This is a genomic window from Streptomyces boluensis (assembly GCF_009908195.1).
Lineage (GTDB): Bacteria > Actinomycetota > Actinomycetes > Streptomycetales > Streptomycetaceae > Streptomyces > Streptomyces boluensis.
The window spans coordinates 1-23,980 of record NZ_JAAAHS010000082.1; the positions used below are offsets into that span (position 1 = coordinate 1).

Here is a 23,980-nt window from a genome sequence, read left to right on the forward strand (position 1 = left end):
CGGCGCGGCCCCGCGGCGGCACAGCCCCGCCGGGCGCCCGCCCTCCACCGAGGCCCGCTCCCCCGCCACCCGCAGCCACGAGCCCTCGCGCAGGCCGAGCACCGGCACGTCGTTCTCCTCAAGGAACTCGGTGAGGCGCTCCTCGCGGGTCTCGCCCTTGTGCGTGGAGGACGGGTCCGGGTCGAGGTAGTGCGGGTTGATCTGGAACGGGACCAGGCCGAGCGTCTCGAAGGACGGCGGCTGCACGATCGGCATGTCGTTGGTCGTACGGAGGGTGGGCGCGGCCATGTTGGTGCCCGCGCTGGCGCCCATGTACGGCAGGCCCGCGCGTACCGCCTCCCGCACCGCGTCCCGCAGCCCGGTCCGGTACAGCGCGCTCAGCAACCGGAACGAGTTGCCGCCGCCGATGAACACCGCGTCCGCCGCCGCGAGTTGGGCAAGCGGGTCGCCACCCTCGTGGACGCCGTGGACCGCGATCCCGGCCCCTTCGAGCGCGCCACGCACCCTCGCCGTGTACGCGTCGTGGTCGGCGAGCGCGTACGGCACGAACGCGAGGCGGGCCTGCGCGGGCAGGAAGCCGGTGACGGTGCCCAGGGCGTGCTCCAGGTAACCCCTGCCGTACTGGGTGGAGTTGGAGAGCAGCAGCAGATTCACGACGGGGTCGCTCCTATCAACAAGGGTTATGCACAAGTCAGTTGGCCGTGCGGGCGCGGCGCGTGCGCTGCGGCGGCTGCGTCAGGCGCTGCTCCAGGAGGCGGGCCGCCTTGCGCAGCGCCTCGATCCTGCTCTCCGGACCATCCGGGAAGCGCTCCTTGGCGGCGCCGAGGCTGAGGCTCCCGTACGGCTCGCGGCCGAGGAAGACGGGGACGGCGACCGTGCCGATCCCGGCGTCGTACTCACCGACCGTCCACGCGTACCCCTGTGCCCGGATGGCGAGGAACTCCCGTTCCAGCTCGTCCGGTTCGGTCACCGTGCGCTCCGTGAAGCGGGCCATGGGGCGGCCCCGGAAGAGGCGGTGGCGCTGCTCGTCGGGCAGGAACGCGTAGTACGACTTGCTGGTGGCGCCCGCGTGCGCCGGGTACAGCTCGCCGACCAGCGGGTAGTAGCGCAGCGGCCCCGACTCTCCCTCGACCGCCGCGACGCAGCGCATGTGGAAGCTGTCGGGCAGACAGAACAGAACCGTGTCACCGGTCGCCGCCCGCAGCTCGTCGAGGACGGGCCCGGCGAGCAGCTCCAGGGATCCCGAGCGCTCCCACAGCCGCCCGAGCCGCAGCACCGCCGGGCCGATCCGGTAGCGCCGTGTCACCGGGTCCGAGACCAGGAAGCCGCGCCCGGCCAGCGTCGAGAGCAGCCGCTGCGCGACCGAGGTGTCCCAGCCGAACTCGGCGGCGACCTCCGTCACGCCCCAGTCGGGGCGCGTCCGCTCGAAGGCGAGCAGCACGAGCAGGGCACGGTCGACGGTCTGCAGAGCGCCGGCCGGGGTCTTCCGGTCGAGCGGGATCTCCGGCACGCCATCTCACCATCCAGACCTGACTTGCAAATAACGGGAAACAGTTGCCGACAACGCTATCCGATCCCGAATCTGCTGTCAGCACCAGCGCTGTCCAGCCCCGTCCAGCGCAGTTCGGTAGGGAGAAGGCCCCGCATGTTGAAGTACGTCCTGGATGTCGTCGATCTACTCGACGACCCCGAGGCCGACGGCAAGCGCGCCGTCGCCTATCTCGACTCGGTCGCGGGCCCCGAGGGCTCCGGCGCCGAGGTCACCACCGTCGACGGCGAGCGCGGGTCCACCGACTTCGTGCTCGTCCGCGTCCCCGGCGCCAAGGGCCGCAGCCGCGGCGGCGACGCCCGCACGCTCGGTGTCGTCGGCCGCCTCGGCGGGGTCGGCGCCCGGCCCGAGATGACGGGGCTCGTCTCCGACGCGGACGGCGCCGCCGCCGCGCTGGCAGCCGCCGCCAAGCTCCTCGACATGCGCCGCCGCGGCGACGTGCTCGACGGGGACGTGGTGATCGCCACGCACATCTGCCCGGACGCGCCGACCGCGCCGCACGACCCGGTGCCGTTCATGGACTCGCCGGTCGACATCGCGACGATGAACCGGCACGAGCTGACCGCCGACATGGAGGCCGTGCTCTCCATCGACACCACCAAGGGCAACCGCATCATCAACCACAAGGGCCTCGCCCTCTCCCCCACCGTCAAGGAGGGGTGGGTGTTGCGGGTGAGCGAGCAGCTGGGCGAGCTGCTCGCCGTCGTCACCGGTGAGCCGTTGGTCACTTATCCCGTGACCACACAGGACATCACGCCGTACGGTAACGGGGCACATCACATCAATTCGATCCTGCAGCCGGCCACAGCGACCGCCGCCCCGGTCGTCGGCCTCGCGGTCACCTCGGCCGCCGCGGTCCCCGGCTGCCAGACCGGCGCCAGCCACGAGACCGACATCGCGGCCGCGGCCCGGTTCGCTGTCGAGACCGCGAAGGCCTTCGGCGGCGGGCGCATCGACTTCCACGACGCCGAGGAGTTCGCCGCCCTCGTGAGCCGGTACGGCTCGCTCACCCACCTGCAGACCCTCGGCAACGCACCCTCGGAGTCGTGACACATGGCCACCACGAAGAAGAACGTGGGCAGTGACGACTACGCGCTGTCCAGAGTCCCGCGGGACAAGCGGCTCGGCTTCTGGACGATGCTGCTCCAGTGGCTCGCCCAGTCCGGCTCCATCTCGCAGTTCACGCTCGGCGCCACCATCGGCGTCGGCATGACCTTCGGCGACGCCTTCCTCGCCTTCACGCTCGGCGCGGTCATCCTCGAAGTCGTCATCTTCCTCATCGGCATGGCCGGTATGCGGGAAGGCCTCGCGACGCCGCTGCTTACCCGCTGGGTCGGCTTCGGGCGCAACGGCTCGGCGCTCGTCAGCTTCATCATCGCCGTCAGCCTGGTCGGCTGGTTCGGCGTACAGAACACGATCTTCGGCAACAGCGTCTCGTCGCTGATCGGCGGCCCGTCGTGGCTGTGGTGCGTCGTCGCGGGCCTGGCCATCACGGTCCTGGTCATCTTCGGCTTCCGCTACATGGCGATCTTCGCCAAGATCGTCACCCCGCTGTTCTTCGCGATGGTCGCCTGGTCCGTCATCGACGCGCTCAGCGAGCACTCCATCGGTGACCTGATCAGCTCCCCGCCGCCGGGCGAGACCATTCCGCTGGCCGTCGCCGCGACCGCCATCGCGGGCGGCTACATGACCGGCGCGATCGTCGCCCCGGAGATGACCCGCTACAACAAGAAGGGCAGCCACGTCTTCCTGCAGACGGCGTCCTCGATGATCCTCTCCGAGTACATCGTGGGCCTGACCGGCGTGCTCCTCGGCCACATGGTCAAGAGCAACGAGGTCTCGCAGATCGTGCTCTCCACGTCCGGTGTCTTCGGTGTCCTCGTCGTCCTGATGTCGACTGCGAAGATCAACGACTGGAACCTGTACGGCTCCTCGCTCGGCGTCGTCAATTTCTTCCAGGTCGTCTTCAAGAAGCGCCTGCACCGCGGTGCCGTCACCATCGCCCTCGGCGTCGCCGGCACGGCCCTCTCGGCGGTCGGCATCATGACCCACTTCACCGAGTTCCTGTCGGTCCTGGGCGTGGCCATCCCGCCCATCGGCGGCATCGTCGTCGCCGAGTACTGGGTGGTCCGCAAGATGCGCAAGCCGCTCGACGAGACCCGTGAGGCGGGCACCCTCCCGGCCACCTCCCCCACCTGGGTCCCCCTGTCCCTCGTCATCTGGGCCGCGGCCTTCTGTGTCGGCAAGTTCTACAACGGCGGCATCCCGGCCCTGAACTCCCTGGCCACCGCGTTCATCCTCTACAGCGTGCTCGGACTGCTCGGCTGGATCAGGACGTACGGCACCACGACCCTGACCGACGACGAGGCCGAGGCTGTCCGCCCCTCCGCCCCCGAGCGCACCCCCGTAGGAGCGGCATGACCACCCTGGCCACGGAAGACGCCCAGCGTGAAGTCGTCGAACTCTGCGCCGAGTTGATCCGCTTCGACACGTCTAACCCGACGAGCGACGAGCGGGCCTGCGCCGACTGGGTCGTGGACCGCCTGGCCGAGGTCGGCATCGCCTCCGAACTGCTTGAGAGCGCACCGGGCCGGGCCAGCGTCATCGCCCGCATCGAGGGCGCCGACCGCACACGCGGCGCCCTCCTGGTCCACGGTCACCTGGACGTCGTCCCGGCCGACGCCGCCGAGTGGCAGGTCCCGCCGTTCTCCGGCGAGATCCGCGACGGCTATCTGTGGGGCCGCGGCGCCATCGACATGAAGGACACGGTGGCGGTGATGCTGGCCACCGCCCGCCACTTCGCGCGTGCGGGTACGAAGCCGTCCCGCGACCTGGTGCTCGCGTTCCTCGCGGACGAGGAGGCGGGCGGCAAGTTCGGCGCGCACTGGCTGGTCGAGCACCGCCCCGACCTGTTCGATGGCGTCACCGAGGCGATCGGCGAGGGCGGCGGATTCTCGTACGCCCTCGACGACACCCGGCGCCTCTACCCGATCGAGAACGCGCAGCGCGGCATGGCGTGGATGGAGCTGACGGCGAACGGGCGCGCGGGCCACGGCTCCTCGCCCAACGACGAGAACGCGGTGACGGACCTCGCCGAGTCCCTGACCCGCATCGGCCGCCACACGTTCCCCGTCCGCCTGATCGAGCCGGTACGAGCGCTGCTCCAGGAGGCCGCCGACCTCACGGGCGTGGAGCTCGACTTCGAGGCGGAGGACCTGGACGCCGAGCTGGCGAAGCTCGGCCATGTCGCGGACTTCATGCAGGTGGTGCTCCGCAACTCCGCGAACCCCACCATGTTCACGGCCGGTTACCAGACCAACGTGATCCCCGGGAAGGCGACGGCCCGCGTGGACGCCCGCTTCCTCCCCGGCCACGAACAGCAACTCCTCGACACCATCGACGCGTTGCTGCTCCCCTCCGTCTCCCGCGAGTGGGTCAACCACGACATCGCGATGGAGACGACGTTCGACGGCCCGCTCGTCGACGCCATGTGCGACGCGGTGCGCGCCGAGGACCCGGACGGCCACCCCGTCCCGTACTGCAATCCGGGCGGCACCGATGCCAAGGCGTTCAACAGGCTCGGCATCCGCTGCTTCGGCTTCAAGGGCCTGAAGCTCCCGGCCGACCTGGACTACGGCCGCCTCTTCCACGGCGTCGACGAACGCGTCCCGCTGGAGGGCCTGCGGTTCGGGGTACGGGTGATGACCCGGCTCTGGCAGGGCTGCTGAGCGGGCGCCCGTCGGCGTACCGCACGTTCAGCTGAAGTACAGGTCCTCCATGGACCGCACCGCCGACGCGCTGTGCCGGACGCGGAACGCGGTCGCCCGCAACTCCTCCCACCCCCACGGGTCCGAGCGGCCAAGGGCGAGTCCGGCCACGCGGAACCACTCGATCTCGTTCGGCTTCGCGCGCAGGTCGATGTCGGCGTTGTGCAGGGCCCAGCCAGGCAGGTTCAGGGAGGCGACGACCGCGTGCGGGTCGCCGGTCACAGCGAACGGTTCCTCGCCGGGCCGTCCGCAGGCGTGGAACATCGCGCCGTCCGGCAGCCACACCACGTCTTCGGTGTGCTCGGCGCCACCGTGATCGGCGCCGTAACAGGTGACCCGGCCCACGATCCGTGCGTCGGGAAACCGCTCCCGCAACCGCTCGGCCGACGACAGCAGCGGCATGCCGGTGCCGTCGTCGGCGAACGCGGGATCAGCGATCGCCAGCATGCCGCCCCACGCGGTGGCGTGCACGATGTCCAGATCGGACCGGACCGACGAGGACAACGCGGTCTGCACCGAGCGCGGACCGAGCTCCTCCAGCACCTCTTCAACGCTCGCGAACGACTCGACAAACGCACGCGCCCGCTCGGTGTCCTGGGGCGGCAGGTCACGGGCGTCGATGTTGAACGGCGCCTGGAACACGCTCAGATGACACAGGCCCAGAGAGCCTTGTGCGATCCGATCCGGCGCGGAGGTCCAGTGGTCGGTGTCGGTCATGACGCCACCCTAGCGGCCGACTGACGACACATGAGAACACGCCGACTCCCAGTGAAATAAGGGGAGTTGACGAGCAGAAGCACACCGGCACCTGGCCGCCGCGCCCACACACGACGGCGCCGGGACCCAGTGCGGCCGACTCGTCGACCTGGGCCCCGGCGCCGTCTGGACCGGAGGGGGAGACTTACCTGTTCAGGTGGCTCTGCAGCCGGTCACGTCGGCCACGAAATCATTGCCGTTCCAGCCTGTGCCCTGGGGCAGACCCACGCCACTGTTGGCCCAGACGTTGGTTCCCGTGAGCGGATCGAGATGGCGGTACCAGGCGACCGTGCCCGTGCTGGTGCGGCTCAGCAGGACGCCGGCGCCGAACGACACGAGGTGGGTGGATCCGCCCCACCCGGTGCCGATGGTGATCCCCACCCCGCCGTTGGCCCAAGTGGCAGTGCCTCCGCTCGGGTTCAGGTGGCGGTACCAGCGCAGTTGCCCGGTCGCGTTCACGGCGTACAGAACGCCGTTCCCGCTGGCCGCGATACGCGGGAAGCCGCCCCAACCGGTGCCGAGCAGGCGGCTGGCACCACCGTTGGCCCAGCTGATCTCGCCGGCCGTTCCCAAGTACCGGTACCAGTACAGCTTTCCGTCCGCGCCCACCGCGTAGATCACGCCGTCGCCGCCGCCGACGACGGTGGTGAAGTCCGACCACCCGGTGCCGATGGTCGCCCCGCTGTTGACGTGCCAACTGGCCCCGCCCACACCGTTGTAGTTGTTGTCCTTGTACCAACGCAGCGCGCCGGACGGGCTGATGGTGAAGATGACTCCGTCGCCGCCGGAGATGGTCTTCGTGGCGTTCCACGACGAGTCGATGCTCGACTGCTGCCACGTGGCGTCGCCGGTCAGCGGGGCGCTGTACGTCCAGCGCCGCAGCTGACCGCCATCGTCCACGTGGTAGTTGCTCACCGAGGGTGCCGTGCAGATGGTGTCCGCGTGGGCGGGCGTGCTCGGGGCGATGAGCGGGATCAGGAGGGCCGCGAGCACACTCCACGCGGAACGGGACATGCGTCGTCGTGTTCGGTCGCTTTGAGGCATGGGTTCTCCACGATGGTCTTGGATCGCGGTTCCGTCAGGGACAGACGGGCTGTACTTCGAGTTCGGTGCCGGCCGGACTCGTGAGGATCACTCGGAAGCAGTGCTGGATGGAGCCGTAGACGTATCCGCCCTTGGTCTCCATGAACTTCAGCTGGCTGACGGGCTGCGGGGTCGACGTGAAGCCGCTGGTCAGGTCCACGTAGTGGATGTCGTAGCTTCCCGGGCCGTCCAGCTGGGTCACGTCGTATCTGATGGCCGTGACGTCCATGACTTCCTGGGCGCTGGCGCACAACTTGACCACCCCGTCCTGGTGGCAGAGCGTCTGGCCGGCATGCGCTGGCGAGGCGGACAAGGCGATTCCGAGAAGGGCGCCTACGAACGCTGGGACTTTTCTCATGACCGTCCATTTCTGTCGACGAGGACGATAGGAGGACAGATTTCGGGTGTTGCTACCACTCGATAGGAAGTTCGCCGATGAGGGGCCCGATGACGACGCATTCGGTCTCTGTCTCATCGCACATGTGCACCGTGAAGTAGTGCTGGATGGCGCCGTAGAAATACCCGACGTAGACCTCTCCCGCCTCCACCGTCCTCGTGACCTTGCCGGACTCGGGCCCCCCGCTCACATCCACGTACCAGACCTTGTAAGTCATGGCCTGGGAGCCGTTGTTGGTGATGATGTACTGGAGGCCAGTCACGTCCTGGACCTCTCGCGCAGTGACGCAGATTTGAGTGCTGCCCAGGGTTTTGCATTCACTGCTGAGCGGTGGTTCCTCGCGCGCGGGCGCCGCGTCGGCCGCCGAGGCCGAAACCCCGAGCGCGATGGTCGACGCCGCTGCGCCGACGAAGACGCTGCGCCGTGAGATCTCCTTCATATCCTCTTCTCCCTGTCGGTACGGTCGGAGCAGGAGAAACTAAGCCACCGCTTCCGTGAAAACGTTCGTCAGGATCTGCTGGATCGCGGTGTCGATCGGCACGCTGCCGGTGAAGGTCAGGGAACTCACCGAGAACACCCAGCCCTTGTTGCCGGCGGCCGGCACGTAGAGCATTTCAGCGCCGCCGGTCTCGTTGAGGCCTTCCGCGACGAGTACGGAACCGGGAAGGGCGCCAGGTCTGCGGTCGACCTCCCAACCGCTGGCGGCGACGTTGGAGGAGACACTGCCGAAAGTGTCTCCCACACTCAGTCCGGTACCCGCCATAAAGGGATTGTTCGCGGTGTCGCGCACCTCGTAGGGAGAGAAGGTCATGTACGTGGGCTGGAAGTGAGCCACGCCCAGGATCTGTGCTTCGGACTGTCCGGAATCCGCGAAGACATCACGGGAGCCGTTCGCACGCCGGAAGATGACCGCCCGGCCGTCCCCGCTGTACTGCACCCGTTCGTAGATGCCGTTGCCGCCCATGTAGATGACGCGCCCGCCGTTGTTCTGGAAGTTCACGAGGTTGTCACGCGCGGTCTGCGAGAAATACTCGGGATGCGAGGTCAGCACCAGCGCCTTGCAATTCCCGCCCTGCGCCGGCGTCCGCAGCCAGGTCGCGCCCGTCGAATGCAGATCGGTGTCGGCGTAGCAGTCGTACGCGATGCCCTTCGAACCCATCCACTGAAGCAGTTGAAGGTCGCTGTAGAGAAGGTGATCGATGATGCCGGGCGGGCTCGCATAGACGTTGTCCCATGAAGTTCCCATATTGGGGCGCTGCATGGTGACGGTCCGCTGCGCACCGGCCTGGCCGGACGTGTACTGGTTGTGCCCGCCCCAGAAGTTGTAGGCGTTGTACGTGTTGGTGGGTACGAGAACGGCGACTTCTTGCTGGGGTGTTGAGGGCCGCACGACGAACATCACGTTGTGTTCTTTGCCCTGGGGCGATTTCAGCCGCGAGACGTAGACACCCGAAGGCCAGCTCGTCCCCGTACCCACGGAGATGGAGAAGGACTGGGACCACCCGCATCCCGCGGCGTGGTATCCGCTCTGCAGCGGCTTGAAGCTACCGGTCCGAGTGGTGGGCGGCGTGACGACGACGGGGGCGCCCGTCGTGGGAGCGAGGCGAACGGTGGACGACGTGTACGAAGGGAACGTCGTCGAGACATGAATGCCGAGAGTCGAACTCTGCGGAGCCGAGAGGGACGTCGGATATCCCTGCAGCGCCGCGCATTCCTCACGGGAGAAGCCCGAGCCGATCACCGTGCCGGAGCCTGCCGCCCACTGCACGCCGCTGGTGTCCACTGTCTGCGAGTTGAGCAGGCGGTACCACTGCAGTTTGTTGTCGGGGCCCGGCGGGTTGGTGGTGCTCGTCTGGATCTTGTACACGGTTCCGGAACCATTGGAGAAAAGCCCTCTCTCGAACGGCCCCAGAATGGTGGTGTCGATGGGCTTGCCGCCGTTCGCCCAGCTGAATCCCCCGGACCCGAGATAGCGGAACCAACTGAGCGCACTGCCGTGCTCAGTTCCGAAAATCACACCGTTCGGGTCGGCGAACAGTTGGGTGTAGGTCTGCCATTGTGAACCGATCTTGGAACCGGAGTTCGCGGCCCAGCCGAAGGATCCGTTGACGCCGGTGTACTTGTACCAGCGCAGGTCTCCGTTGGCGTCCTCGGCGTAGAGGACGTTGTTCCATCCGCCGATCACCCGGGGAAAGTTCCACTGGGTGCCGATCCTGGTACCGCTGGCCGAGTGCCAAGAACCAGCACCGGTACTGATGTTGGAGAGGATGTACCGGTACCAGAGAAGGTCACCGTTGGGCAGGAAGGCGAAGATCTGTCCGTCCGCAGCGGCCAGTACGATGCGGAATTTGTGCCAACTGGTGCCGATCAGCCGACCGGCCCCCGAGTTCGCCCACGACGCCGGGGTGCCGCTACTCCAGTTGACATGTCGATACCAATAGAGATTACCGTCGGCCTGAATCCCGTAAATAATTCCGTTGCCGCCGGGCACCAGGTTCAAGAAGCGCTGCGCAGAGTCGTAGGCCATATTTTTCGGTGCCCTTCCGGATAAGCCGTCGTGGGCAGGGATAATTGTGGGTCGCTTGTCCGGGCGCAAGAATCGACACGATCTGGTGGGGCCACAGGCTGCTCGGATGACACCACCGGGCGTATCAAGTCACGACGGATTCCGTTTCTTGGGCGGCGGCCTGACGTCCTTGTCCGCGGCGAGCGGGTCGGCGGCGGTCCGGTTCAGCGACGCGTCACGACAGAGGACGCGAGAACGACGCTCGACTGTTCGACTCAGGCCGCCGAGTAGCTCAAGAGAGCGAGCAGCAGTGTCAGGCCGACGGCCGCGACCGCAAGCCCGACGATCACGAGCCGGGCACCGGGAGACCGACCACTCCCCGCCACCGACCGCCCGGCACACGGACAGCTCCTCGGAATTCAATGCAGCGCCATTTTCGCCCTGCCGACCAAAGGAATCCTAATTCCCTCCAAGGTCGACCACGCAATTCGCTGCCACCACCGGATGGGAACCAAAGTCCGCCTATTCAAACCTCACGCGTCGAGATCGGGAGACAGTAAAACCGGCAGGCATTCCCACGCACGAGTTGCCTGGTCGCACAGCGACTGCATCCACCACCGACCCTCGCCCGAATTAGCAGACACCTCGAAATCGAGCTGCCTTTGCCTGCCCGTTCCACGGAAACACCCAATAGCGACAGGTACGCGATACCTCTGCAGGCGAGTGGGCGGACGTGGTGAAATTCGACGCCACCATCCGATAGGGAAGCGCTCGCACCTACGCCGAAATCGGGGTAGGTGCGAGCGGGCCTGCAAGTCCCGTACCGCAGCAGGGCAGTTGACGATCCGCACCGATGTGGCGACGTATCCGACGACGGCGAGGCTGCCGTTTCCCGCCCGGTGATCTCGGGCGGCGGGCAGCCGGGGCGAGTGACGGTCCGGCCGTTCGCCCCTGCGTCAGCCGCCTTCATGGTGGCGGCTGATGACGACAGTGACGGGCCCTTCGCCCGGTACGGCCTCGATCAGCCGCACGATGACGACGCTCTTGCCGTCCGGGCTCCGGACGCAGAAGGGACGTTCGTCGGCCAGCTCGTCGTACGGAAGCTCGGTCACCGGCTCCGTCTCGATGCCGCGTACGCAGTCGGCGGGGCTCAGCACGTACCCGGCGGCGACGAAGGCATCGCTGTCATCGGGAAGGACGAACTCGCCGTCGGCCACCTCCAGATACCAGTCGGCCGTCTCGGCCGGGACGACCTTCCCGGCCATCAGATCGAACTCGTAGTCGGGGTCAGGGGCGGTGAGTTCGGCGTCCGAGTAGTCCGGCACATACCCGGGCTCGGACGGGGACGACGAAGGGGAAGGGGTGGACGGACGGGGCGAGGGCGTGCGGGACCCACCGGCGGCGTCGCGTTCGGTGCCCTTGCGGTGCTCCAGGACGTAGTACGCCGTGCCCCCGAGGGCCAGGAGGACCATGGCCGTCAGCACCACCACGAACCGTCGCCGCCGGCCTTGGCGCGCGCGGCGCGGGGCGGGAACCGTCCGGTCACCGCTGTCGGACGACGGTCGGGCGACGGCGGTGGGGGTCGCCGGGACGGCGGCGCGTGTGGGCTGGGCGTGGAACTGTGCAGGTCCGAGGTGCTGCCCCGTCCCGTAGCTGCCGCGGCCCAGCGGCTCGCCATGGGCCGCGATCTCGCGGACGACGCCACGGGGGAGCCAGCCGTCAGTGAATTCCAGGTGTGCCCCCACGGCGGGATGGGCGCGCACGGCGTCGATCAGCTCGCCCGGGGCGGGCCGGTCCCCTGGGTGCTTGGCCAGGCAGCGCCCCAGAAGGTCGTACAGGTCCGCGGGAACCATGGAAAGGTCCGGCTCCTCGTGGACCACCCGGTACAGCGTGGCGGACTCGGGCCCGCCCCCGAAGGGCAGCACTCCCCCGGCCACGTACGAGGCGAGCGCCCCGAGAGCGAAGACATCGGTCGCCGGGGTCACCGTCAGGCCCATCGCCTGCTCGGGCGCCATGTAGGCGGCGGTGCCGATCCGCAGCCCGGTGCCGGTCAGGCCGGTGGCGTCGGCCGCGCGGGCGATGCCGAAGTCGATGACGCGGGGGCCGTCCTCGGCGATGAGCACGTTCGCCGGCTTCAGGTCTCGGTGTACGACCCCCGCCCAGTGGATGGCCTGCAGCGCTTCGGCGATGCCTGCCACGAGCAGCAGCACAGTGCGCTCGGGCAGCGGGCCGTGGCGCTCGACGACCTGCTGCAGGGAGGGGCCCGGGACGTAGGCGGTGGCCAGCCACGGCGTGGGGGCGTCCACGCCCGAGTCCACCACCTGAGCGGTGAACAGGCCGTGGATGCTCTGGGCGCTGGCCACTTCGTCGGCGAAGCGTCGACGGAACTCCGGATCGGCGGCGTACTCGTCCCGCACCGCCTTCAGGGCGATGGGCCGCCCGCCCGGCGTATGGGCCAGGTACACGACCCCCATCCCGCCGGCCCCGAGCCGGGCATGCAGGCGGTAGCCGCCGATCTCGTGGGGATCGTCGGCCGACAGCGGGGTGTGGGCGGGCTGCACCCCGGGAGGCTGATGGGACATGCGGTGCCTCTTTCGGCGAGAGGGGTAAAGGCGCGGGACAGGCCGGTTGCCGCACCAGCACACGGTGGCGCGGCGGCCGCGGGACGCCCGGTGGAGATCGTGTCGCTAACTGAAGTTTCAGTCAACATAGGGCCCACGCGAGACGGCAGCCAGCCCCGACACTGGGGCGCGAGCGCCTACGTCTCCCGCGATCCCATGCGCACGGCCACCGCCATCGAGCAGCACACCTTGGGCGGGCGGACCACTCTTTGACTGAATTTTCAGTTTGTGCAAGAGTCGAGGCAGCGACCGGTTCCGTCCGCAGCACGCCCGTCGCGCTCGGCCCCCGTGGCTCGTCACTCCCGCGCCGCGCTCGTCGGGCGTCCCGCCATTCGGACGAATACGTTGACCCCACCACGATGATCGGAGCTCACCGTGTCCCCATTCCTCCCTTCCCGCCGCTCAGCCCTGCGCACACTCGGCGGGATCGGCGCCGTCGTCCTCGGCGCCTCGGCCTGCGGCCCCGGCGACGATCTGATGAGCGCCGCCGGTGACGAGGGCACGGCGGCCAAGGGGCTGCGCATGGGCGCCGAGTGGGAGAGCCACGCGCGCACCTTCATGTCGTGGCCCGCCCTGGAGTCGGTGTGGGAGGAGGACCTCCCCTACGTGCGCGAGGACATCGCCGGCATCGCCCGCGCGATCGCGGAGTACGAGTACGTCGTGATGATGTCGAGGCCCGACCAGCAGAAGGCCGCCCAGAAGGCGTGCGGGCGCGACGTCGAGGTCATCCCGCTGGCCGTCGACGACCTGTGGGCCCGCGACACCGTGCCGGTGTTCGTGGAGCAGGACGGCAAGGTCATCGGCGTCGACTTCAACTTCAACGGCTGGGGCAACAAGCAGACCCACACCAACGACGGCCGGGTGGGCCAGACCCTCCTGTCCGAGTACGACATCCCGCGCAGGAAGGCGCCGTTGGTCGCCGAGGGCGGCTCCTTCGAGACCGACGGCGAGGGCACCCTCCTCATCACCGAGAGCTCGATCGTCAACGACAACCGCAACCGCGGAAAGAGCCGGGAGCAGATCGAGGCCGAGATCAAGCAGACCCTGGGGATCAAGAAGGTGATCTGGCTGAAGGGCGTGCGCGGCCAGGACATCACCGACGCGCACGTGGACAGCCTCGTACGGTTCACCGCGCCCGGTGTAGTGCTCCTGGACCGGGCACACCCCGACACGCCCGCCGACTCCTGGTCTCGCGCGGCCGACCAGGCCAAGGCCGTGCTCAGCGAGGCGACAGACGCCAAGGGCCGCCCCTTCGAGGTCATCGACCTGCCGCAGCCCGACCTGTACGAGATCACCGGCGAGGGCGACGACTTTGTATCGACGTACGCCAACTTCTACGTCGCCAACGACTCCGTGTTCATCCCCAAGTTCGGCGACCGGAAGGCCGACAAGCGCGCCCGGAGCATCCTCCAGGAGCACTTCCCCAAGCGTGACATCGTGCAGATCCCGATCGACACCATCGCCTCCGGTGGCGGCGGCATCCACTGCTCCACGCACGACCAGCCCGGCAAGCCGGTCGACTGAGCCGTCGGACCAGGCAATGGAACGGCTGTGGTCACGATGCGGCAACTCCCCCCGTCCCGCGCCGGATTGACAACGACGCGCTGTTCGCGGCCACGGTCGACGCGTACGAGACGGAAGGCGCCGCGGTGTTCGACGTCGGCCTCGCCCGCTCCACCAGCGTGCTCATCTTCGCCGTGTTGATGATGGCCGCCATGTGGGCGCTCGCCATCGCCGTACTCATCGGCGCCTGGTTCCTCGTCAGCCGTCGCAAGGGCCTGACCTGGCCCGCTCTCGGCTGGATGGCCACGTCCCACCCGTCGGAGCCGGCGCGGGAATCGCCACATCGGATCTGAGGCGGCCCGGGTCTCGACAGCGAGACCCGGGCCGGTGGTTCAGCGGTTGGGTTCCTGCATCGTGACGCAGTGCGCGCCACCGCCGCCGTTGCCGTAGAGGTTGTCGAGGTTGAGCTGGACGACGGTGCGCCCGTAGGCGGCCGCGATCGCCGTCTTCGCTGCCGCGTCCTTGGCGGTGTCGCCGAACTGGGTGGTGATCACTGCTTGGTTGGTCACCGTCCAGTTCATGTAGGAGCTGAGGAAGTCCTTCTGCCGGCCCGCCGGTATCCGGGGCAGCGTGTCGGGGCCTTCGATGGTGAGGACCTCAAGTCGGCGCCCCCTGGCATCCGTCGAGTTCACCAGTACGTCGTGGATGGCCTGGGCATTGCGGGTCCAGACATCCGGGCGCACGGCGCCGGCCAGTTGCACCATCACGACGCCAGGTCCGATGTAGCGGGCGGTGCCGTCGATGTGGCCGTCGGTGACGTCATACCCGGTGACGCCGGGAAGCCAGATCATTTTCGAGGCGCCGAACCGGGACAGCAGCTCCGCCTCGATCTGGCTTCGCGACTTGCCGGGATTGCGATTGCCGTTCACCCAGCAGCTCTCGGTCGCCATCAGCGTGCCGTCGCCGTCGTACTCGATGCCGCCGCCTTCGCCGACCACAGCCGCCTGCGCGAAAGGGACTCCCGCATAGGCGGCGAGGTTCTGCGCGACCGCGCGGTCCTTGTCGTAGGCGGAGGCGGGGATGCCGTAGAAACTGGTGGCGTTCTCACCCCAGGCGTTGAAGTTCAGGCCGAAGGCGTCCAGGCCGCCTGCCCCGTCGACGCGGAACAGCGGGCCGGTGTCCCGCATCCAGCAGTCCGAGACAGGTACGGAGCCGATCACCGTGACGGTGGACCCGCACGCGTTTGTGGCCTGCGAAGCCGCCGTCGAACCGTCCGCGCACATGACGACCGGCTCGTATTTCGCGACTTCCTTTGCGAGCTTGGCGATGTCGGCCTGGATGGCGGGCAGCAGACTGCCCCAGATCGTGGAGCTGGACGGCCAGGCCATCCAGGTCCGCTTGTGCGACGCCTCTTCCCCTGGCACCCGCCAGGACGCGGCGTGGGCCGGCTGGGTGCCGCCGAGTACCGGCCCCGCCGCCAGCGCGGCCGCGGCAACTCCGGCGCGGGTCAGGAGAGTTCGGCGGCTGATGCCCGGTGTGACGTCCTCGTGCTCTGTCTTCACGTGGTGCTCCTTCTCAGGAAGGTTCTGTACGTGCAGGCGCGGGTCGCTCAGTGGAGTGGTGCCAGCAGCCCCTCCTCCCGGACCATCCGGCGCTCGGTGGCCAGATCGAGACTTCGGGCGAAGATCCAGTAGAGGCCGCCCGCAACCGGCAGGCCGACGAAGATGGAGCAGTCGACGCCGCCGAGCGAATCCGCGACAGGCCCGACGAAGAGGCCGGTGACGACCATGAACGGAGCCATGCAGGCCAGACCGATCGCATAGGCGAGGTTGCCGCGCCAACCCCAACGGCCGTAAATACCGTGCTGGTTGAAGATCTCCTTGACGACGTACTGGCCGCGCCGCACGAAGAAGAAGTCGACCAGGTTGATGGCCGTCCACGGGATGAACAGGTACGTCAGCACCACCACCACGTTGGCGAAGAACCAGTTGAACTGGTCGATGCCGACAGCGGTCGAGACCGTTCCGACCGTCACCAGCATGATCCCGATCGTCACGACCCTGATGGTCCGCGTCGGCTTGACCGGCCGGAACGAGTCCACGATCGAGATCATGGTGAGGCTGCCGCCGTACTGGTTGATCGCCATGATGGAGAGCAGCCCGACCAGCAGGACGACGACCGCGATCGTGCCGAATCCGCTGAACAACCGGTCGGCCGACAGCTTCAGGGCGGTCACCGGATCGGTGCCCTCGGGGGCGCCGGCCGAGACCACGGCACCGAGGACGAACACCCAGATCCCCGAGATGGCGCTCGGCAGATAGGTCCACCAGAACGTGCTGCGCACGGGGACATCCGGCCTGAGGTAGCGCGAATAGTCCGAGACGTACGGCGCCCAGCCCAGCTGGAAGCCGGCAACGAAGACGAATACGAGCATGAACGGGGCGAGGTCGAGCGGGCCGGCATCCCAGACACCATCCGGTAGCCCGCCGCCGAACAGGGCGGCCACGGTGATGACTGCCGTGATCACGACGAAGGGCCAGGTGAGCCACCTGTTCAGCCGGTGGATCCAGTCGTACCCGAACAGGGCGATCACCGTCGCCACTGCGGCGGCCAGCAGATAGCCGAGCCAATTCGGCATCCCGGTGAGCAGGTTCATGGCCTGGCCGGAGAGCAGGGCGTCGGAGGTGTTGAAGCCCACGTAGTTGACCAGGGCGAACACCCACACGGTGACCGCGGCACCGAGGTACCCGAACTGCGGTCGTGACTGCACCAGTTGGGGCAGGCCCAGCTGAGGGCCCTGGGCCGAGTGGAACGCCATGAAGAATGTACCGAACAGCGAGCCGAGGACCGTGGCGATCACCGTCCAGACGAGCGAGGCGCCCATGGACAGCGTCACGACGCCGGTCGCCAGGCCGGTGAGATTGAGACTGCCGACGAACCAGATAGCTCCGACGTTCGACGGTTTGCCGTGCCGTTCAGAGAGGGGCACCCAGTCGATCGAGTGCTGTTCGATGCCCGCAAGCGGTGCGGGATCATCCGAGGCAACTGGCCCCATATCGGCTCCTGTTCATGGGTGCGTCCAGCAATCCGTGCAGCGCCCCGACCCTTCAACACCGATCAGGTGCGCTCACCTTAGAGATTGACTTAAATTTCAGTGAATTCCAGGAACGTCCAGGGTTGACGGAAACCCCAGTTGGCTCCTGTGCACGCCGGCCCGCGACCGGCGACCGCCATGACCACGGAATCGCACGTTCCCAGGGCACCCGCCCTCAGCCCGCTGGCTGAGGGCGGGTGCCGCTGTCAGGCGACGGGCTGCTGCTGGGTGACGCAGTGGATGCCGCCGCCTCCGGTGCCGAGGCTGTCGATGTCGAGTTGCTCGATGACACGGTCCGGGTAGAGGCGGGCCAGCGTCGCCTTCGCTGCCTCGTCCGCCGCCTTGTCGCCGAAGTGGGCGGAGATGACGGCGCCGTTGCAGACGTAGTAGTTGGCGTACGCGGCGAGGAAGCCCTTGTTGGTGGAGCGGATCTTGGTGTAGTCGGCGCCCTGGAGCTTCTCCACCGTCATCGCGCTACCCGTTCCCGTCGTGGACGCGGACAGGATCTGGTGCTGCCGGCGCGCGTCCTTCGCGTACGCGTCGTTGTCCGACGCGAGGGGCATCTGGACGAGCGCCTTGCCGGGGGCGAGAAAGCGGGACGTGGCGTCGACGTGGTCGTCGGTGATGTCCTGGCCGTAGACGCCGTCGAACCAGATGACCTTGGAGGCGCCGTACGCGTCGCACATCGCCGTCTCCAGTTGGCTCTCCGACATCCCAGGATTGCGGTTCTTGTTCACCAGGCTGCTGCGGGTGGCCATCAGGGTGCCGGCGCCGTCCTGTTCGATGGCGCCGCCCTCACCCACGAAGTCGGCCCGGGTGAACGGCACTTCGACGTAGGAGGCGATCCGCTCGGCCACGAGAGCGTCCTTGGCGTGGGCCTGCTTGTCGCCCCAGCCGTTGAAGCTGAGGCCCACGGTGTCCAGGCCGCCGGCCCCGTCGGTGCGGAAGACGGGCCCCGTGTCGCGCATCCAGCAGTCGTCGACGGGGATGGAGTCGATGACGGTGACCGTGGAGCCGCACATCGAGCGGGCCTTGTCGGCGCTGTCGGAGTTGGCGCACATGATGACCGGCTCGTACTTCGCGATCGTACGGGCGATCAGGGCGATGTTGGCCTGGACGCCGCTCAGGTCGCCACCCCAGATCGCGGTGCGGTCCGGCCAGGCCATCCACGTACGGGTGTGGCGGACGTCCTCGACCGGGACCCTGAAGGTGCCGGCGGCCTTTTTGGCCCCGGCCCAACCCTGGGCGGTCGTCGCGATGGCGGCGCCGGCGGCGGTCAGTCCGGCCGCTGCGAGGAATGCTCGGCGGTTCAGGCCCCGGCGTGCGTGGCGGCCTGCGGTGGGATCGTTCATGGTTGACCTCCGGTGTCAACTGGCTCTAGCCGTACGGTGGTTGGCAAGCGATGCGCACCCTGTTCGCAGGCGCGTGGGTGCACCCACGCACTCGGGCGCCTGGGTCCGCCCCGGGCCGTCAGAGCGCCCGGCGGGCGGCGGCGATCGCCTCGGGGTCCCAGCCGGGGCGGGGCACGGACTCCAACAGGAGCCGCGTATAGGGGTGTTGAGGTGCGGCGAGCACCTCGGCCGTGGGGCCCGCCTCGACGATGCGGCCCTTGCGCATGACGATGACGTCGTCGGTGACGCAGCGGACCACGCCGAGGTCGTGGGTGATGAAGAGGTAGCCGATCGAGGTCTGCTCACGGATGTCGGCGAGCAGATTGAGGATCTGCGCCTGTACGGAGACATCGAGCGCGGCGACCGCCTCGTCCAGGACGAGGACGGCCGGTTCCACGGCGAGGGCACGGGCTATGGCGACGCGCTGGCGCTGTCCGCCGGAGAGCTGTCGTGGCCGTGCTTCGGCGGCGCGGGTGCCCAGGCCGACTTGGTCGAGGAGCTCGCGAACGCGCTGGTCGTGGTCCGTGCCGGGGAAGTGCAGGCGCAGGGTTTCGCGCAGGACCGCTTCGACACTGGTTCGGGGATCGAGGGAGAGGTACGGGTCCTGGAAGACCATCTGGACCTCGCGGGCCCGCGCGAGGCGCTGGGCCCGGCCGCGGCTTCGGGCGCTGCGGACCTGGCCTCGTACGCGGACTTCGCCGGCGTCGGCCCGTTCCAGACCGACGACGATGCGGGCGGCGGTGGTCTTGCCGGACCCGGATTCACCGACGATGCCCAGGGATCCGCCCTCGGGAAGGGTGAAGGACACGTCGTCGACGGCGCGGACGCTTCCGAAGGTGCGGTGCAGGCCGACGGCCTCCAGTGCGTTCTCAGGCATCGACAGGGCTCCCTTCGAGACGGTCGGTGTGATGGCAGGCGGCCTGGTGGTGCGGCAGCCCAGGTGCGGGCAGCGCCTCGGGAATCTGCTGGTCGCAGATCTCCGTGGCCAGGGGGCAGCGGGCGGCGAACGGGCAGCCGTGCAACTCCTGCCGCAGATCGGGCGGTTGGCCGTCGATGGCGGCAAGCCTCCCCTGTGGGGCGTCAAGGCGGGGAGTGGAGGCGAGCAGCGCCGAGGTGTAGGGGTGCCGGGGCTGCGCGAAGAGGACTTCCGCGGGTCCGCTCTCCACGATCCGACCGGCGTACATGACGTAGACGCGGTCGCTGATGGCGGCGGCGAGGTCGAGGTCGTGGGTGACGAACAGCAGGCCGGTGCCGAAGCGTTCGCGGAGTTCGGCCAGGAGGGCGATGACCTCGGCCTGGGTGGTGACGTCGAGCGCGGTGGTCGGTTCGTCGGCGAGGAGCAGTACGGGGTCCCCCATCAGCGCGGCCGCGATCATGACGCGCTGCAGCATGCCGCCGGAGACCTGACCGGGGTACTTGTGCAGGGCGGAGTCGTCCAGGCCGACGGCCTGGAGGAGTTCGGTGGCCCTGGCGGTGGCGTCCGCCTGGCCCATGCTCCTGGTCAGGGTCACGCTCTCGGTGAGGAAGTCGCCGATGCGGCGCAGTGGGTTGAGGGCGGCGCGCGGGTCCTGGAAGATCATGGCCACCGTGCTGGTGCGCACGGCGCGCAACTGGTCGGCGTTCATGGTGAGCACGTCCTGGCCGCTCACGCGGACGGCGCCGTCGACCACAGCGCCGGGCGGCAGCAGGTTCAGGGCACTGCGCGAGGTGAGGGTCTTCCCGGAGCCGGACTCGCCGACGAGGGCGACGGTCTCGCCTGCGGCGACGTGGAGGTCGACGCCGTCGAGGACGGGACGGGCCGTACCGGGCAGCGTGATGTGCAGCCCTTGGATGTCGAGTGTGGGCACAGGGTTCATCGGCGCGTTCATCGGCGGGTTCATCGGTCTCTCCTGGCGACGCGGTCGGCCCAGCGCTCTCCGACCACGTTGAAGGCGACGACCGTCAGCACGATGAGGACGCACGGCAGGATCGCCGACAGCGGGTAGCCGTGCTGGATGGCCGTCTGTCCGTCGAAGACCATGCGGCCCCAGTCGGGGGTCAGGGCGGGGACCCCGAGTCCGAGGAAGGACAGGCTGGCGAGGTCCATGAGTGCGTAGCCGAAGTTGATGGTGGACTGGGCGAGGACGACGGGGGCGATGTTGGGCAGGATGTGGCGCAGGCAGATCTGGAGCGCCGAATGGCCCTGGACCTGGTAGGCGCTGACGTAGGGGCGTTCGCGTTCGGCCAGGACGAGGGAGCGGGTGAGCCTGCTGACGTAGGGCAGGTAGGCGATGGAGAGTGCGATGACGGGGGCGAGCAGGCCTTCGCCGTGGATCGAGATGATCAGGATCGCGAGGAGCATGCCGGGGAACGCGAAGACGAGTTCGGTGCTGCGCGACAGGACGGAGTCGAGCCAGCCGCCCCGCCAGGCCGCGGTCATGCCGACCGCGACGCCGGCGAGCGTGGAGAAGACCACGACCCCGAGGGGTCCAAGGAGCGAGGTGCGGGCGCCGAGGAGCAGTCGGGAGAGGGTGTCGCGCCCGGCGGCGTCAACACCGAGCAGGTGCTCTGGAGTTGGACCGGCCAGCGCGTTGCCGAGGTCGACCGTGTTCGGGTCGTAAGGCACCACCCACGTCGCGAGGAGCGCCGCGGCGGTGACAAGCGCGACGAAGCCGAAGCAGACCAGAAACAGCGGGGACCGGGCGGTGCGGATCTTGGAGAGGCCGGGCCGGCGGGTCAGGACGGCGGTCATACGGAGGTACTCCTCGATCCGAGGGTGATCCGCGGGTCGACCAGGGGCAGCAGCAGGTCGACGATCAGGTTCACGGTCATGAAGAGGGCGACGATGATCAGGGAGATGGCCTGGACGGTCGGGAAGTCCTTGGTGGTGGTGGCCAGTTCGAGGAGCTGGCCGATGCCGCCGATGCTGAAGGCCGTTTCCACGAGGATCGTGCAGACCAGGAGCGTGGAGATGATCAGGCCCCCGGTGGTCAGGATCGTGCCCAGGGAGTTGCGGAGCACGTGGCGGTAGACGACCTGGCGTTCGGGTACGCCGCGGCTGCGGGCGACGGTGACGTGCTCGCTGTCGAGGGCTTCGAGCATGGCCGAGCGGGTGACCCGGGCGAGCAGGCCGATCAGATAGAGCGCGAGGGCGAGCGCGGGGAGGGTCAGGTGCCAGAGCATGTCGCCGAATCCGTCGCCGGCTCCGCTGCTGGGGAACCAGCCCAGTTTGACGGCGAACAGGCCCTGGAGGAGCACGGCCGCGACGAAGGAAGGGGTGCCGACGGCGAACGTGGTGCCGACCAGGATGGTGGAATCGGTGGCACCGCCTCGTACGGCACCGATGCATCCGAGGAGCAGCCCGATCACGGCGACCACGACCAGAGCCATCGCGACCAGCAGCAAGGTGATGGGCAGGCGGTCGGCCAGAAGCCGTGACACGTCGGTGCGGTAGGTGATGGACCGCCCGAAGTCTCCCTGGACCACGTCGCCGAGCCAGCTGAGGTAGCGGACGAAGAAGGGATCGTCCAGGTGGTACTGGGCTTTGATCGCGGCGACGGCCTCCGGCGAGGCCGAACGTCCCGAGAGCAGGAAGCCGGCCGGGCTGCCCGGCGCCAGGTACATGGCGCCGAACACCACGAACGACGCGGCGAGCAGGGTGGCGGCCATCTCCGCCACCCGGCGTGCGGCGAATCTCAGGAAGCTCACTTCGCGGCCCCCACATCGGCGGCCCACGGGTAGTACATGTACGAGATGGTCGTGGGGGCTCCGGTGATCCTCTTGTTGAGGAAGACCGCGGTGGGCCACTCCGCGACGGGGATCCACAGCACCTGCTCGCCCACGTGCTTCTGCAGCTTGGCCTCGATCCGCGTCCGCTTGTCCGGCTCGTAGACGGCCTTGGCCCGGTCGACGAGGCGGTCGTAGCCCTTGTCGCTGTAGCCCGCGAAGTTCAGGTAGGCGCCGGTCTTGAAGTTCGCAAGCAGGTCGAGCGGGTCGGTGATGTTCTGGTACGAGGTGTACGGGAACAGGTCGATGCCCTCGCGTGCCTCGGGGTCGGTGAACAGCGCGGTGAAGGCGTTCGGGGCAATGGTCCTGAGGCGGATGTCCAGGCCGATCCGGGTGCCGGCCGCCTGGACCGCGGTGGCGAGAAGGGAGACGTCCTGGCCGATGGAACTGGTGGCGACGGTCAGGGTCTTGCCGGTGGCGCCGGCCTCCTTGACCAGCTCCGTGGCCTTGTCGATGTCCCGCTTGGCTGGCGGCAGCGCGTCGAAGGCGGCCTTCCGGGTCTGCTGCGAGGCTCCGGCCCAAGCGGCGTGTGGGGTAAGGGAGTTGGTGGCGGTACCCGCACCGCCGAGTCCGGCCTTGACGAACCCGGAGCGGTCCAGGGCCAGGGACAGCGCTCGGCGTACGCGGACGTCGCCGAGCGGGCCCTTCATGTTGGTGACGTTGACGTTGACCGTGGTCAGGCCCTCGCCGAAGTACAGGGTGCCCACACCGCTCTTGCGCAGGCGGCCGTAGCTCTCGGTGGGGATCAGGTAGCCGCCGTCGGCCTCCCCGCTGAGCATGGCGTTGGTGCGGGACGACGGGTCGGTGAGGACCCGGAACACGGCCTTCTTGGACTTGGCCTTCCTCCCCCAGTAGCCGTCGAAGCGATCGAGCTCGATGGACTGGCCCTTGTCCCACGTACCGAGTTCGAACGGCCCGGTGCAGGCGAGGTCACCGCTGGTCCCGTAGTCCTTGCCCGCCGCCTTGATGCCGGCCTTCGACGCGACCACGCCCGCAGCCGTCGCCATGTACTGCGGGAACTGGGAGTCGGGCTTCTTCAGCTTGACGGTGACCTGGAGCGCGCCGGTCTTCTTCACAGAGGTGACGTTCTGGAACACCTGCGCCCACGCGGCGGCGTTGTCCGGGTCCCGCTGCCTCTCCAGGCTGAACACGACGTCGTCGGCGGTCATCTGCCCGCCGTTGTGGAAGCGCACGCCGTCACGCAGGTCGTAGACCCAGGTGGTGGGGTCCGGGTTCGTTGCCTTCTTCGCCAGGCCCGGCTGGGTGGTGAGCCCTGGTGTCCAGCGCATCAGGCTCTCGCACACATTGGACAGGATCGTGTTCTGCGGGTAGTCGAACGCCATCGTGTAGTCGAGGGTGGGCGGTTCGGCGTAGACGGCCCAGGTGAAGGAGTCGATCTCACCGCGGGCCGGAGGCGTGGAGGCGGAGAGCTTGACCTTGGTGCCGGTGGTGCTGTCGTCCTTGGGCGGACCGGCGCAGGCCGCGAGGGCGGCGAGGGAGGCCAGGACGGCCGTCGTGACGGCGATCCTTCCGTGCCGGTGGCGGGGG

General features: G+C 68.5%; 21 protein-coding genes. 5 read left to right on the forward strand and 16 right to left on the reverse strand.

The features are described from left to right. A partial coding sequence (gene pepE / locus GUY60_RS13405) for a dipeptidase PepE (protein WP_161697302.1) occupies positions 1-654 on the reverse strand: 654 nt, incomplete at its 3' end. Positions 655-691: 37 nt separating this feature from the next. Next, a complete protein-coding gene (locus tag GUY60_RS13410; RefSeq protein ID WP_161697304.1) occupies positions 692-1,510 on the reverse strand; it encodes an IclR family transcriptional regulator in 819 nt (272 codons plus the stop codon). Between the two features lie 135 nt (positions 1,511-1,645). Between GUY60_RS13410 and GUY60_RS13415 the strand changes: the two genes are divergently transcribed. The 3 genes from GUY60_RS13415 to GUY60_RS13425 are packed head-to-tail and all read left to right on the forward strand — an operon-like array spanning position 1,646 to position 5,277. Further along, positions 1,646-2,599, forward strand: coding sequence for a DUF1177 domain-containing protein (locus GUY60_RS13415; protein WP_161697306.1), 954 nt, complete (start codon positions 1,646-1,648; stop codon positions 2,597-2,599). Positions 2,600-2,602: 3 nt separating this feature from the next. Next, on the forward strand, positions 2,603-3,970 hold the full coding sequence (locus GUY60_RS13420) for a cytosine permease (protein WP_161697308.1): 1,368 nt from the start codon (positions 2,603-2,605) through the stop codon (positions 3,968-3,970). Then, the gene (locus tag GUY60_RS13425) at positions 3,967-5,277 is read left to right on the forward strand and encodes a M20/M25/M40 family metallo-hydrolase (protein ID WP_161697310.1); all 1,311 of its coding nucleotides are present in this window, start codon (positions 3,967-3,969) and stop codon (positions 5,275-5,277) included. Before GUY60_RS13420 ends, GUY60_RS13425 begins: the two co-directional genes overlap by 4 nt. Before the next feature lie 27 nt (positions 5,278-5,304). On the opposite strand, the gene GUY60_RS13430 is transcribed toward GUY60_RS13425, so the two are convergent. The 6 genes from GUY60_RS13430 to GUY60_RS13455 all read right to left on the reverse strand — a co-directional run bounded on the left by GUY60_RS13430 (position 5,305) and on the right by GUY60_RS13455 (position 12,640). Continuing rightward, a complete protein-coding gene (locus GUY60_RS13430) occupies positions 5,305-6,033 on the reverse strand; it encodes a DUF6333 family protein (protein ID WP_161697312.1) in 729 nt (242 codons plus the stop codon). A 192-nt stretch (positions 6,034-6,225) separates the two neighbouring features. Further along, complete coding sequence (locus GUY60_RS13435; protein ID WP_161697314.1) at positions 6,226-7,086, reverse strand: tachylectin-related carbohydrate-binding protein; 861 nt, start codon at positions 7,084-7,086, stop codon at positions 6,226-6,228. A 64-nt stretch (positions 7,087-7,150) separates the two neighbouring features. Further along, positions 7,151-7,468, reverse strand: coding sequence for a hypothetical protein (locus GUY60_RS13440; RefSeq protein ID WP_161697316.1), 318 nt, complete (start codon positions 7,466-7,468; stop codon positions 7,151-7,153). A 97-nt stretch (positions 7,469-7,565) separates the two neighbouring features. After that, positions 7,566-7,991: a hypothetical protein gene (locus GUY60_RS13445; RefSeq protein WP_161697318.1), complete on the reverse strand. Its 426-nt coding sequence runs from the start codon at positions 7,989-7,991 to the stop codon at positions 7,566-7,568. A 39-nt stretch (positions 7,992-8,030) separates the two neighbouring features. Further along, positions 8,031-10,079 carry a N,N-dimethylformamidase beta subunit family domain-containing protein gene (locus GUY60_RS13450; protein WP_161697320.1) on the reverse strand — a complete coding sequence of 683 codons (2,049 nt, stop codon included), beginning with the start codon at positions 10,077-10,079 and terminating at the stop codon, positions 8,031-8,033. Positions 10,080-11,014: 935 nt separating this feature from the next. Beyond that, on the reverse strand, positions 11,015-12,640 hold the full coding sequence (locus GUY60_RS13455) for a serine/threonine-protein kinase (RefSeq protein ID WP_161697322.1): 1,626 nt from the start codon (positions 12,638-12,640) through the stop codon (positions 11,015-11,017). Between the two features lie 414 nt (positions 12,641-13,054). On the opposite strand from GUY60_RS13455, the gene GUY60_RS13460 reads away from it, so the two are divergent. After that, positions 13,055-14,203, forward strand: coding sequence for an agmatine deiminase family protein (locus GUY60_RS13460; RefSeq protein ID WP_161697324.1), 1,149 nt, complete (start codon positions 13,055-13,057; stop codon positions 14,201-14,203). A 125-nt stretch (positions 14,204-14,328) separates the two neighbouring features. Further along, positions 14,329-14,535 (forward strand): DUF8686 domain-containing protein, encoded by a 207-nt coding sequence (locus GUY60_RS13465; protein ID WP_512700833.1) that lies wholly within the window; start codon positions 14,329-14,331, stop codon positions 14,533-14,535. Between the two features lie 39 nt (positions 14,536-14,574). On the opposite strand, the gene GUY60_RS13470 is transcribed toward GUY60_RS13465, so the two are convergent. From GUY60_RS13470 to GUY60_RS13505, 8 genes are all read right to left on the reverse strand, one after another. Beyond that, positions 14,575-15,744 (reverse strand): agmatine deiminase family protein, encoded by a 1,170-nt coding sequence (locus tag GUY60_RS13470; RefSeq protein ID WP_161697326.1) that lies wholly within the window; start codon positions 15,742-15,744, stop codon positions 14,575-14,577. 47 nt (positions 15,745-15,791) lie between these two features. Continuing rightward, positions 15,792-17,237, reverse strand: coding sequence for a purine-cytosine permease family protein (locus GUY60_RS13475; RefSeq protein ID WP_161697328.1), 1,446 nt, complete (start codon positions 17,235-17,237; stop codon positions 15,792-15,794). A gap of 245 nt (positions 17,238-17,482) precedes the next feature. Beyond that, entirely contained in the window at positions 17,483-18,628 is a 1,146-nt protein-coding gene (locus GUY60_RS13480; protein WP_161697330.1) for an agmatine deiminase family protein, read from the reverse strand. Positions 18,629-18,746: 118 nt separating this feature from the next. Further along, on the reverse strand, positions 18,747-19,544 hold the full coding sequence (locus GUY60_RS13485) for an ABC transporter ATP-binding protein (RefSeq protein ID WP_161697332.1): 798 nt from the start codon (positions 19,542-19,544) through the stop codon (positions 18,747-18,749). Next, on the reverse strand, positions 19,537-20,547 hold the full coding sequence (locus tag GUY60_RS13490) for an ABC transporter ATP-binding protein (RefSeq protein ID WP_246234914.1): 1,011 nt from the start codon (positions 20,545-20,547) through the stop codon (positions 19,537-19,539). Before GUY60_RS13490 ends, GUY60_RS13485 begins: the two co-directional genes overlap by 8 nt. Continuing rightward, on the reverse strand, positions 20,544-21,398 hold the full coding sequence (locus tag GUY60_RS13495; protein ID WP_161697334.1) for an ABC transporter permease: 855 nt from the start codon (positions 21,396-21,398) through the stop codon (positions 20,544-20,546). The genes GUY60_RS13490 and GUY60_RS13495 overlap by 4 nt, the downstream gene beginning before the upstream one ends. Beyond that, positions 21,395-22,354, reverse strand: coding sequence for an ABC transporter permease (locus GUY60_RS13500; protein WP_161697335.1), 960 nt, complete (start codon positions 22,352-22,354; stop codon positions 21,395-21,397). Before GUY60_RS13500 ends, GUY60_RS13495 begins: the two co-directional genes overlap by 4 nt. After that, positions 22,351-23,980: ABC transporter substrate-binding protein (locus GUY60_RS13505; protein WP_223178688.1), on the reverse strand; the 1,630-nt coding region annotated here is incomplete at its 5' end. The genes GUY60_RS13505 and GUY60_RS13500, both read right to left, overlap by 4 nt.